This window comes from Pseudomonas mercuritolerans (assembly GCF_025706525.1).
GTDB lineage: Bacteria > Pseudomonadota > Gammaproteobacteria > Pseudomonadales > Pseudomonadaceae > Aquipseudomonas > Aquipseudomonas mercuritolerans.
The window spans coordinates 732712-745088 of record NZ_JAMSHA010000002.1 but is presented as its reverse complement, the minus strand read 5'-3'; the positions used below and the strand labels follow the sequence as shown (position 1 = coordinate 745088).

Below are 12377 nucleotides of genomic sequence, written 5' to 3'. Positions count from 1 at the left end.
CTTCGCGAGCAGGCTCGCTCCCACAGTGATTGATGCACGCCCCACCAACGAACCCCGGAGCAATCCGGGGTTTGTCGTTTCTGGCGACCCCGCTATCATTCGCCGCATTCTTCGGGGGATTTGACTGATGCTTAATGGCCTGTGGCTTGGCTTCTTCATCGTGGCAGCCGTGTCGGCGCTGGCGCAGTGGCTGATCGGCGGCAACGCCGGGATCTTCGCGGCGATGGTGGAAAGCATTTTCGCCATGGCCAAGCTCTCGGTCGAAGTCATGGTCCTGCTGTTCGGCACCCTCACCTTGTGGCTGGGCTTTCTGCGCATCGCCGAAAAGGCCGGGATCGTCGAATGGCTGGCCAAGGTCCTCGGCCCGCTGTTTCTGCGGCTGATGCCGGAAGTCCCGCCCGGCCACCCTGCCCTCGGCCTGATCACGCTGAATTTCGCCGCCAACGGCCTCGGCCTGGACAACGCCGCCACGCCGATTGGCCTGAAAGCCATGAAAGCGTTGCAGGAGCTCAATCCCAGCGCCACCATCGCCAGCAACGCGCAGATCCTCTTTCTGGTGCTCAACGCCTCGTCGCTAACCCTGCTGCCCGTGACCATCTTCATGTACCGCGCCCAGCAAGGCGCGCCGGATCCGACGCTGGTGTTCCTGCCGATTCTGCTGGCGACCAGTTGCTCGACTATCGTCGGTTTCCTCTCCGTAGCTTTCATGCAACGCCTGCGCATCTGGGACCCGGTGGTGCTCGCCTATCTGCTGCCCGGCGCACTGATTCTCGGCGGCTTCATGGCCCTGCTCGGCACACTATCTGCAACGGCGCTGGCGGGATTGTCGTCGATCCTCGGCAATCTCACGCTGTTCGGCTTGATCATGCTGTTCCTGCTGATCGGCGCAATGCGCAAGGTCAAGGTGTACGAGGCGTTCGTCGAAGGCGCGAAAGAAGGCTTCGATGTGGCGAAAAACCTGCTGCCATATCTGGTGGCAATGCTCTGTGCGGTTGGCGTATTGCGCGCGTCTGGTGCGCTGGATTTCGGCCTGGACGGTATTCGGCATCTGGTCGAGTGGGCCGGTTGGGACACGCGCTTCGTCGATGCGCTGCCGACGGCGATGGTCAAACCGTTCTCCGGCAGCGCCGCACGGGCGATGCTCATCGAGACCATGCAGACTTCCGGCGTCGACAGCTTCCCGGCGCTGGTCGCGGCGACGGTGCAAGGCAGTACCGAAACCACGTTCTATGTGCTGGCGGTGTACTTCGGCGCGGTGGGCATTCAGCGCGCGCGGCACGCGGTGGGGTGTGCGTTGCTGGCGGAGTTCGCTGGTGTGGTCGGCGCTATCGCTGTCTGCTACTGGTTCTTCGGCTGAGCAAAATTCCCATGTGGGAGCGAGCCTGCTCGCGAAGTCGGAGTGTCAGTCAACGCTTAAGTGACTGATAAACCGCTTTCGCGAGCAGGCTCGCTCCCACAGGGATTGTGGTGTGTCAGCGCGGTTGCGGGGCCAGTTTCTGCCCTTGCTCTACGGCCCATGCCACAACCTTGGCCGTGAGGCGATCACTGGCCTGGCCAAACCCGGCGACCACCGCTGGCACCTGCACATCATTCAACGGCTGGCGCTCTTCAAAACGGCGGCTGGCGAGGATGCGCTGGTCGTAACCACGCACCAGCAACGCATCGACCCGCACCACGACGCCGGCCTGGGTGCCCTGATATTCGGTCTGAAACGCCTGCAAACTGCCGCCCAGCTCCAAATCCGCCTGGAAGTTGCTGTCGTCGGTGCTCAGCAGCGTCACTCTGCCGTCACGCTGGAATCCATCGAGCAGGCGATTGCGCAGCAGCACCGGCGCCGGATCGCTCCAGCGCGAGCCCTTGTAGGAGCTGATCACATCGCCCTGCGGAATCACGGCAATGCTCGGCCGGTTCAGCGCTTCGCTGGCCTGCAACTTATTCAAGCGCAGCGACCACGACTGCGTCGCCGCCGGGCTGGCCGAGGCGGGCGCTTGGGCGGCGGGCAGGCGGTAGACGTCCGAGGGTTCCGACTTGGGCAAGATCGAGCAAGCACCGATCAGGGTCAGGCCAGCGCCGAGCAGGGCGATTCGAGTCAGCTTCATGGGGTGAATTCCTTGTTCTTGTCGCTGCCCAGCAGGTAGCCGCTGGGGTTGGCCTCGAGGCGTTGGGAAATAGCGCGCAGCGAGGTCAGCGTCTCGCGCAGTTCGCGAATCGCCGGGGCCAGGCCGTTGAGGCCCTGCATGCCGTTATCCAGGGAATTCTGGTTTTTGCTGAGCAAACCGTTGATGGTCACGCTGCTTTGCTCCAGCGACTTCATCGCCTGCTCGGCGCTGCCCAGGGCCTGTTTGCCCTGATCGTTGAGGAGGCCGTTGGCGTTGCGCATCAGCAGTGAGGTCTGCTCGAGCATGCTGCCGGCCTGTTTGCCGACGGTCGCCAGTTGCTGCATCACTTGTTTGATGTCGCCGCGCTGGTCGTTGATGGTACCGGTGGTCTGTTCCAGATGGGCGAGGGTCTTGCTCACGCGCTCAACGTTTTCCGCGGAGAACATGTGGTTGGCGTTTTGCAGCAGGGCGCTGATGCCGGTCATCAAGTCGCTGCTGTCATTGAGCAGACGCGAAATAGGCGAGGGCGAGGCGATCAGCGTCGGCAGCTTGCCGTCATGCCCGCGCAGTTTCGGGCTCTCGGGTGTGCCGCCGCTGAGCTGAATGATCGAGGTGCCGGTGATCCCGGTCAGCGCCAGTTTGGCCTGGGTGTCTTCCTTGACCGGCGTGTCGCCCGCCAGACGAATCCGCGCCAGCACCCGGCGCGGGTCCTGCGGGTCGAGGCGCAGGCTGACCACGTCACCGACCTTGATCCCGCTGTATTGCACCGAGCTGCCCTTGGACAGACCGCTGACCGCCTCGTTGAACACCACTTCGTAATCCTTGAACTCAGTGTCGACGCTGGATTTGGCCAGAAACAGGCCGAAGAGCAGGGCGCCGGCCACGACGATCACCGTGAACAGGCCGATCAACACATGATGGGCTCGGGTTTCCATATCAGACCTCGTTGAGCTGTTTGGCGGCGTCCAGCGCCGAGCGGCCGCGCGGGCCGTGGAAGTATTCGTGAATCCACGCGTCGGCGGTTTCAGAGACGTCGTCGATAGGGCCGGCAACCAGCACTTTCTTTTGCGCCAGCACCGCCACGCGATCGGTGATGGTGTACAGCGTGTCGAGATCGTGGGTGACCAGGAACACACTCAGACCCAACGCATCACGCAGGGTCAGGATCAACTGATCGAACTGCGCCGCGCCGATCGGATCTAGGCCGGCGGTGGGTTCGTCGAGAAACAGAATGTCCGGATCCAGCGCCAAGGCCCGCGCCAGCGCCGCACGCTTGATCATGCCGCCGGACAGCGACGCCGGGTATTTGTCCGCCGCCGACAACGGCAGCCCGGCCAGCGCCAGTTTCACCGCCGCCAGATGCTCGGCGTCGTGACGGCTGAGGCCGGCGTGTTCGATAAGGGGCAGGGCGACATTCTCGGTCACGGTCAGCGAGGAAAACAGCGCGCCTTTCTGAAACAACACACCAAAGCGCCTTTCGATCAATGAGCGTTCATGCTCGGGCAGATTCGGCAGGTTCTGGCCGAAGACCTTGACCATGCCCTCGCTGGGCCGATTCAGCCCGACGATGCTGCGCAGCAACACCGATTTGCCGGTGCCGGAGCCACCGACCACGGCGAGGATTTCGCCCTTGTACACGTCCAGATCAAGGTTCTCGTGCACGCTCTGCGGGCCGAAGCGATTGCACAGGCCACGGACTTCGATCACCGCCTCCGAGGGCGCCCGGGGTAGACGACTCACCAGCCCATCTCCATGAAAAACAGCGCGGCCACCGCATCAAGCACGATCACCACGAAAATCGACTGGACCACGCTGGAGGTGGTGTGCGCGCCGACCGATTCGGCGCTGCCGCTGACCTTGAAGCCTTCCAGGCAACCGATCGCCGCGATCAGGAAGGCGAAGATCGGTGCCTTCACCAAGCCGACCAGAAAATGCTGAATGCCGATGTCCGATTGCAGCAGCGAGAGGAACATCGCCGGCGAGATGTCCAGCGACACTGCGCAGACCACGCCGCCGCCAACAATCCCCGAGAGCATCGCCAGGAACGTCAGCATCGGCAGCGCCACCAGCAGCGCCAGCACGCGCGGCACTACCAGCAACTCGATGGGGTCGAGGCCGAGTGTGCGGATCGCGTCGATTTCTTCGTTGGCCTTCATCGAGCCGATCTGCGCGGTGAAGGCACTGGCGGTGCGCCCGGCCATCAGGATCGCCGTGAGCAACACGCCGAATTCGCGCAGGAACGAGAAGCCGACCAGGTCCACGGTAAAAATCGTCGCGCCGAAACTGGCCAGCACTGTGGCGCCGAGAAACGCCACCACCGCGCCGACCAGAAACGTCAGCAGGGCCACGATCGGCGCGGCGTCGAGACCGGTCTGCTCGATGTGCGCGATCATCGGTGTAATGCGCCAGCGCTTGGGCCGCAACAGACCACGGGCGATGACTTCGAGAATCAGGCCGACGAAGCCAAGCAGCTGCATCGTGTCTTTCCACACCGTATCCACTGCGCGGCCGATGCGCGTCAGCAGTTGCACGCTGACGCTGACCTCCGGCTCCTTGATCGGCACGCAGAAATCACTCAGCGAGCAGTACACGGTTTGCAGCAAGGCGCGGTCGGCAGTTGAAAGGGTGCAATCGGGGTGTTCGGCGGTTTTGCCCAAGCGTTCGGAACCGAGCAGCTCGACCAGCAACGATGCGCCAGCGGTGTCGAGGGCACCGAGGTCGTTGAGGTCTATCGGAGTATTGGCGTCGTACTGGCCATGGAGCTTTTCGCTCAGGTGCTTGAGCGCGGTGTAATGGGCGAGCGTCCAGTCGCCGCTGACCCGCAGGCGGGCAGGGCTGAACGCGGTGTCCAGGTGGGCACTGCCGGGGGTTGGGCTGCTGGTCATAAGCTCCGTGCTTGTACGGCCGTTACGAGATCCTACGTAATAGCACGAACCGGATTACTTTTCTTTGGCCGGTGTGCTGTCGGTGATAGCGAAGCGCAGCACGCCGATCAACTGACCGTCCTCGGTCAGCACCCGCACCTGCCACTTGCCCGCCGGGTTGCCGGGGAAATTCTGTTTGTGCGTCCACGCCCGGTAGCCTTCCTTGCGCCCGCCATGGATGTCGAGGGCGATGCGGTCGACCTCTTTGCCGTTGAAGGTCCACACGTGATAGATCCGCTCATCGAGTCCGCGCGGTGCGTTGATTGCGGTGTAGGCGTAGAGCCCGCCGCTGCGGATCTGCTCGGCGCTGACGGTATCGAGACTGGCGCCGGGGGTGCGATCCTGCAGCTGCGTGCTGATCGCTACGTCGGTCATCCACAGCGTTGCCGGTGGCACCCACGAACGCAGCGCCCAACCGACACCGCCGATGCCGACTGTGATGAACAGAATCGCCAAGGCGTTGCGCACCGTGCGGATCGGGAAGATCGACGCCAGGCTCGGGAACGACAGCAGCACGGCAATCCCCAGCGCCCATTTGAAACTCTGCGCGGTGGTCAGGTGCATGATCACCGGCAACGCAGTGAGCAGGGCGGCGAACAGGGTCAGGGTGTGCAGCGCGAGAAACGCCCAGCGCCGTGGCGCCAGCCATTTGTAGTACAGCGGATCGACGATAGAGATCAGTGCAGCAACGCTGAGCAGCCCCGTAAAGACAAACTGGCCGCTGTTCCACGTGGTGGTGATGAAGAAGAACGGCAGAACGAAAAACAGGCTTTCCTGATGGATCATCTGCGTCGCGTAGCGCAGCAGCGGCTGGGGAATCTCGCGCTTGAAGATCCGCGTGAACAGCCCGGTCAGGGTGTTTTCCAGCATCAGCCAGATCCAGCTGAGCAGCATGATCACCGTGATCCAGCTGGCCAGCCCCTGTTGGCGATCGACGAGGATGAAACTGCCGACCCCGGAAATGAAACCACCCGCCGCGATCAACCCGGGGTAGCGCTTCATCAGCTCGAGAAGGCGCTGGATAAGGAGGGTCAGTTTCGGCATTTTGGCGGTTCACGACGATATGGGGAAAATCCCGGAAAGGTTAACGCCGCATGCCCCCTGTGGCGAGGGGATTTATCCCCGACCGGCGGCGCCGCCGTCGTAGATCCTGCAAGCGAATTTTGTCTGGCTATACCGAGCTGCCCTTATTGGGGCTGCTGCGCAGCCCATCGGGAATAAATCCCCTCGCCACAAGTGCTCACTCATCACAGGGTTAATGGCTTCCAGCAATTTTGTGGCGGCGATGCAGGCGCCAGCCGATCACGATCAGCAGCAACAACCCGATTCCACCAGCGACCAGCCACAACACCTGATCATCACTGATCAACGGCTTCTCGATGCGGATATACCCCGGCTGCAGCAACAGCTCGCGCATCGCCTTGTTCGCCGCTTCCAGCGTCACCCCCTGCAGCTCCCGCGCGGGATTGGCAAAGCGGCCATCCTGATAGTCGGCCAGCGCGCTCCAGTAATAGTCCGCCAGCGCGCTGTTGCCCTGCACGGCCCAGGCCTGGTGAGCAATGGCGGCTTGTTTGATGCGGGCGAAAGTGCTCGGGTCGAGGCCGTTTTTCAGCAGGTCGGCTTTGAGGTCATCGAGTACCTGGATGGCTTCGTCGACGTCATCGCGATCCAGGTCCGCGTTGAGGCTCATGAAGCCGACACCGCCGAACACTTCGCGCTCGGCCCACGGCCCGTACGACAAGCCATGGTTGAGACGAATCTGCCGGTACAGCGCCCAGTCGAGGTAATCCTTGAGAATATCGAACGTCTGGTCGTACTGATCGTCGAGCACCGGTTCCGGCACCAGCCAGTGCAGCTTGGCGCTGTCGCCGATAAAGCCACGGGTAAGGGTACGTTGATGGGCAGCGCTGGTGCGGATGTTCGGCAACGCGCGGTGTTCGGTGGGCTCGACCGGCTCCAGCTGACCCCAGGTACGCTCGAGATAGGCCGGCAGCAGTTTGTCGAGTTCGCCCACGACGATCAGGGTCATATTGTTCGGCGCGTACCAGGCTTTGCGCACCTTCTCCAATTGCTCTTGGGTCAGATGGCCGACTTCGGCACGCTGCGGGCATTTCAGTCCCAGCTCGACAGCCAGTTGATTGCTCGCGGTATGACCGAGGTCCTGACGGTCGAGGAAACGTTGCAGCTTGGTGTAATGCCCGCCGTCCTCTCGCTCGACCACGCGTTTGGCGGCGTTGATTGCGTTGTCGTCGATGCGTGTCTGGGTCAACAGCGCGAGCAGCAGGTCGAGCACCTTGCGCTGGTTTTTCGCCGGGGCCTCGATGACGAACGTGGTGTCGGCATTGCTGGTGAACGCATTCCAGTCCCCGCCCAGCGCCTGCATGCGTTCTTCCAGACCGCCTTCGCCGGTGGCGTCGATACCGCTGAACAGCAGGTGTTCGAGCAAATGCGGCAGCTCTTTTTCGTCGCAATCGAAGTCATCGAGGCCAACGCCGACCACCAGCCGGATCGCCACATGCCCGCGTTCGGTGCCGGGCTTGAGCATCAGTTGCAAACCGTTGGGCAGCGCATAGCCTTCGACCTGAAACCGATCCAGGGCAAAGGCGGGCAGGGAACCGAGCAACAGACAGGCGAACAACAGGCAACGCATAACAGGCTTCCATACGGCTGATTTGGAGATCCGTGTCGCTATTCAGGCCGCTATTCGCGAGCAGGTCGAATCGTCGCACCGTCGCTCCCACAATTGAAATACATTCCCCTGTGGGAGCGAGCCTGCTCGCGAAGATCTTGCGGCTGAACCACTGTAACTGACTGACCCCAGCCCCAGACGTTCAAGGCGAATGCGTAATGTCGGCCATGTCATCCACCGCCAGCGCGCCGGTGTCCGCAGTTTCCAGCACGACATAGGCGCTGCTGCAGAACAGCGAATTGAGCCGTTTCATGTCGGCAATCAATTCCAGATGCAGCGAACTGGTCTCCAGACTCTGCACGATCTTGCGTTGCAAACGGCTGACATGCGCATGGGCCAGACGCCGTTCCTGCGCGCGAAAGCGGCGTTTCTCGCGCAGCAACTGCCGCGCGCTCTCGCGGTCGCCGCTGAGAAACACCGACAGGCCCAGGCGCAGGTTGGCAATCAGTTGCTGCTGCAGCCCGGCGAGGTCTTCCAGGCCTTCTTCGGAAAACGAACGCCGCTGCGAGGTCTTCTGCTGCTGGATCTTGCGCAGCATGCGCTCGATCAGGTCGGCGGCGAGTTTCAGGTTGATCGCCAGTTCGATGATCTCGGCCCAGCGCCGACTGTCCTGCTCGCCGAGATCCTCGCGGGGCATCTGCGCCAGATACAGCTTGATCGCGCTGTACAGGGCCTCGACGTCGTCGGTCAGTCGGCGCATCTCCTGAGTGACGGCGGTCTGCTTGCCGCGCAGCACATCGAGAGAGGCGTCGAGCATGTTGTCGAGCAGATCGCCCATGCGCAGGGTTTCCCGCGCGGCATTGGCCAGCGCCAGGCTCGGCGTGACCAGCGCGGTCGGGTCGAGATGGCGCGGTTTGGCGGTGCCGTTGACCTCCGGCCGCTCCGGCAGCAGCCACGCACAGAGCCGCGCCATCGGCCCGACGCTGGGCAGCAGGATCAGGCAGCGCGCGGTGTTGTAGAGCAGGTGGAAGCCGATGACCATTTCCTGCGGGCTGAAATCGAGGCTGTCGATCCAGTGCACCAGCGGGTCGAGCACCGGGATGATCAGCAGCAGGCCGATCAGTTTGTACAGCAGACTGCCCAGCGCCACCTGGCGGCCGGCGGCGTTCTGCATGCTGGTGCTCATGAAGGCGAGAATGCCGCTGCCGATGTTGGCGCCGATCACCAGACCGATTGCCACCGGCAGGCTGATCACCGCAGCCCCGGCCAGCGTGGCGGTGAGCAGCACGGCGGCGAGGCTGGAGTAGGAAATCATCGCAAACAACGCGCCGACCAGGGCGTCGAGCAAAATGTCGCCGGTCAGCGAGGCGAAAATCACCTTCACCCCTTGCGCGTGCGTAATCGGCGCGGCGGCCTCGACGATCAATTGCAGGGCGAGAATGATCAGCCCGAGACCAATGGACACCCGGCCCATCTGCCCGAGCCGCGTCTGTTTGCGCGACAGAAAGAAAATCACCCCGAGGAAAATCAGCAGCGGCGACAGCCACGACAGATCGAGGGTCAGCACCCGCGCCATCAACGCGGTACCGACGTCTGCGCCGAGCATGGTCGCCAGCGCCGGGGTCAGCGCCATCAGACCCTGCCCGACAAACGAAGTGACCAGCATCGCCGTAGCGTTGCTGCTCTGCACCATGGCGGTGACGAGAATACCGGCGATGAACGCCAGCCATTTCCTCGACATGTTCTGGCCGATGACATGTCGCAGATTGGTGCCATAAACCCGCAGGATGCCGGTTCGGACGATGTGCGTGCCCCAGATCAACAGGGCGACGGCGGACAGCAGATTGAGCAGGGTGAGCATGCAGACCCCCTGTAGTAGCAGCGCCCCAGAGGGGCAAGTGGACGGCACCGCGCGGTTTCTACCTTCTTGATACTTAAGCTGTAGTTGGCGAACGGTCTCGGCGCCAGCATTGCACAGCTAAAGCGTGGATTGAAACAAAAGTGTCATCAAAACAAATGCATCCACTCACCGAATCCGATACGTTTTCCCTCTGTTGCCCAAAACAACTGTGGGAGCGAGCCTGCTCGCGAAAGCGGTGGGCCAGCCAACATGGTTGTCGACTGGCACTCCATCTTCGCGAGCAGGCTCGCTCCCACAGGGGTGTAGCGTGCTGCCGGGACTACCGGGTTATTGGCCCGGAACATCCTTGCGCAGTTTCACCGGATCCTGTTGCTGTCTCTTCTTGGCCATCGCGCCGCGCAGTTTGATGTTGATAGCCTCAACCGCCAGCGAGAACGCCATGGCGAAGTAGACGTAGCCTTTTGGCACGTGCACGTCGAACGATTCGGCGATCAGCACGGTACCGACCACCAGCAGGAAGGACAGGGCGAGCATTTTCAGCGACGGGTGCTTGTCGATGAATTCGCTGATCTTGCCCGACGCCAGCATCATCACCAGCACTGCCACGACGATCGCCGCGACCATGACCGGAACGTGGGAGACCATGCCGACGGCGGTGATCACCGAGTCCAGCGAGAAGACGATATCGATGATCGCGATCTGGATGATGGTGTAGAGGAAATTGCCACCCTTGCCCGATGGCGCGTCGTCGCTTTCGTCTTCGCCTTCCAGCGCGTGGTACATCTCCTGCGAGCTTTTCCACAGCAGGAACAGGCCACCGAAGAACAGGATCAGGTCGCGACCGGAGATGCCCTGGCCGAACACTTCGAAAAGATCGGCAGTGAGGCGCATGACCCAGGTGATCGACAGCAGCAACAGGATCCGCGTGATCATGGCCAAGCCAAGACCGAAGATCCGCGTGCGCTGCTGCATGTGTTTGGGCATGCGGCTGACCAGGATCGAAATCATGATGATGTTATCGATACCGAGGACGATTTCCAGGGCGGTCAGGGTAAAGAAGGCAACCCAGATTTCGGGGTTGGTCAGCCAATCCATGTGTATTCCTTTGAGCAATTGTTGAACCGAAAAAGGTCCGGGCTTCAAACCGCGAAGCCGGGACCCGTAACGGTGAGTCTTGGGCTTATAGAGTGCTGAACACCGGGAAAGTCCCCAACAGCAGTGCAGCAATCAAAATGCAGATACACACCAGGATCGCCCATTTCAGGGTAAAACGCTGGTGATCACCGAAATCGATGCCGGCCAGCGCCACCAACAGATAGGTCGACGGCACCAACGGGCTCAGCAAGTGGACGGGCTGGCCGACAATCGAGGCACGGGCCATTTCCACCGCAGTGATTCCATAGTGGCTGGCCGCTTCGGCCAGCACCGGCAACACGCCATAGTAGAAAGCGTCGTTGGACATGAAGAAGGTGAACGGCATGCTCACCAGCGCCGTAATCACCGCCAGGTACGGGCCGAGGAAATCCGGAATCACCGCCAACAGGCTCTTCGACATCGCATCGACCATGCCGGTGCCCGACAGGATACCGGTGAAGATACCGGCCGCAAAGATCAGCCCGACCACTGCCAGCACGCTGCCGGAATGCGCGGCGACGCGATCCTTCTGCATTTGCAGGCACGGGTAGTTGACGATCATGGCAATACTGAACGCCACCATGAACAGCACCGGCAGCGGCAACAGGCCGCCGATCAGCGTGCACATCAGGCCAAAGGTCAATGCGGCGTTGAACCAGATCAGTTTCGGACGGCGTGCGTCTGGGAATTGCGAGACGCTGATTTCACTGTGATCGATCTCGTCGCCGACCAAGTGCAGTTCACCGAGGCGGGCGCGTTCACGCTTGCCGTAGAAGTAGGCAATCACCAGGATCGCCACGACACCGGCGGCCATGGCCGGGATCATTGGTACGAAAATGTCCGACGGGTCGACATGCAGGGCACTCGCCGCGCGGGCGGTCGGGCCGCCCCACGGGGTCATGTTCATCACGCCACCGGCGAGAATGATCAGACCGGCCATGATTCGCGGGCTCATGCCGATGCGGCTGTACAGCGGCAGCATGGCGGCCACACAGATCATGTAAGTGGTCGCGCCGTCACCATCGAGGGAAACGACGAGCGCCAGAACGGCGGTGCCGACCGAAACTTTCAACGGGTCGCCCTTGACCAGTTTGAGAATTTTGCGCACGGCCGGGTCGAACAGGCCGGAGTCGATCATCAGGGCGAAATACAGAATGGCGAACATCAACATCACGCCGGTCGGCGCCAGTTTAGTGATGCCTTCGAGCATCATCGGGCCGATTTTCGGCGCGAAACCGCCGAACAGGGCGAACAGGATCGGGATGATGATCAGGGCGATCAGCGCGGACAGGCGCTTGGTCATGATCAGGAACATGAACGTGATGACCATGGCGAAGCCAAGGAAAGTCAGCATGGGAATACTCCAGGCGTAGCGCGGCTAATGGAATGAGCGGATCGGGCGGGATCAGCGCAGAACGGCAGGCGCGAGGCGTACGGGCGGAGTGAGCAGCAGGAAGCGGGAGAAACGGCGGGTTGCAGAAGACATCAGAATCACCATTGTTGTTGTTAATTGGGCCGGGCCTGCGCAAAAGCGCAGGTCTTGAGCCAACCGGTCTGTTGCCGGGAGTGGGGCGATCCTAATCGGGGAAGCTTTCAGCTACCTTTCGCTGTAGAACGGTCGGACAAGAGGTTCGATCAATGTCCCTCTCCGGAGAAGTCAAAAGGGAGAAATGTGCCGTAAGACCATTCTTTAGTTTCTGAAGGGTCGCGCTCATCACTGTATGGAACGG

Annotated in this window: 10 protein-coding genes; 1 reads left to right on the top strand and 9 read right to left on the bottom strand. The window is 61.8% G+C overall.

Features of this window, described 5'->3' with window-relative positions; genetic code table 11:
- The first annotated feature begins 127 nt into the window (after positions 1-127).
- Positions 128-1357: a nucleoside recognition domain-containing protein gene (locus tag ND528_RS08160; protein WP_263470066.1), complete on the top strand. Its 1230-nt coding sequence runs from the start codon at positions 128-130 to the stop codon at positions 1355-1357.
- A gap of 115 nt (positions 1358-1472) precedes the next feature.
- Here the strand turns inward: ND528_RS08160 and ND528_RS08155 are convergent, their stop codons facing one another.
- The 9 genes from ND528_RS08155 to ND528_RS08115 all read right to left on the bottom strand — a co-directional run bounded on the left by ND528_RS08155 (position 1473) and on the right by ND528_RS08115 (position 12001).
- Entirely contained in the window at positions 1473-2099 is a 627-nt protein-coding gene (locus ND528_RS08155) for an ABC-type transport auxiliary lipoprotein family protein (RefSeq protein ID WP_122692261.1), read from the bottom strand.
- Positions 2096-3034 carry an MlaD family protein gene (locus ND528_RS08150; protein ID WP_263470065.1) on the bottom strand — a complete coding sequence of 313 codons (939 nt, stop codon included), beginning with the start codon at positions 3032-3034 and terminating at the stop codon, positions 2096-2098. Before ND528_RS08150 ends, ND528_RS08155 begins: the two co-directional genes overlap by 4 nt.
- A gap of 1 nt (position 3035) precedes the next feature.
- Complete coding sequence (locus ND528_RS08145; RefSeq protein ID WP_016772360.1) at positions 3036-3839, bottom strand: ABC transporter ATP-binding protein; 804 nt, start codon at positions 3837-3839, stop codon at positions 3036-3038.
- Positions 3836-4984 (bottom strand): ABC transporter permease, encoded by a 1149-nt coding sequence (locus tag ND528_RS08140; protein ID WP_130910438.1) that lies wholly within the window; start codon positions 4982-4984, stop codon positions 3836-3838. Before ND528_RS08140 ends, ND528_RS08145 begins: the two co-directional genes overlap by 4 nt.
- Before the next feature lie 54 nt (positions 4985-5038).
- The gene (locus tag ND528_RS08135; protein WP_024014974.1) at positions 5039-6067 is read right to left on the bottom strand and encodes a DUF5924 family protein; all 1029 of its coding nucleotides are present in this window, start codon (positions 6065-6067) and stop codon (positions 5039-5041) included.
- Between the two features lie 211 nt (positions 6068-6278).
- Entirely contained in the window at positions 6279-7673 is a 1395-nt protein-coding gene (locus tag ND528_RS08130; protein ID WP_263470064.1) for a M16 family metallopeptidase, read from the bottom strand.
- A gap of 181 nt (positions 7674-7854) precedes the next feature.
- A complete protein-coding gene (locus ND528_RS08125; RefSeq protein ID WP_263470063.1) occupies positions 7855-9513 on the bottom strand; it encodes a Na/Pi cotransporter family protein in 1659 nt (552 codons plus the stop codon).
- 327 nt (positions 9514-9840) lie between these two features.
- Positions 9841-10608, bottom strand: coding sequence for a TerC family protein (locus tag ND528_RS08120; protein WP_071173939.1), 768 nt, complete (start codon positions 10606-10608; stop codon positions 9841-9843).
- A gap of 85 nt (positions 10609-10693) precedes the next feature.
- Positions 10694-12001 (bottom strand): CitMHS family transporter, encoded by a 1308-nt coding sequence (locus ND528_RS08115; RefSeq protein ID WP_263470062.1) that lies wholly within the window; start codon positions 11999-12001, stop codon positions 10694-10696.
- Positions 12002-12377 lie beyond the last annotated feature (376 nt).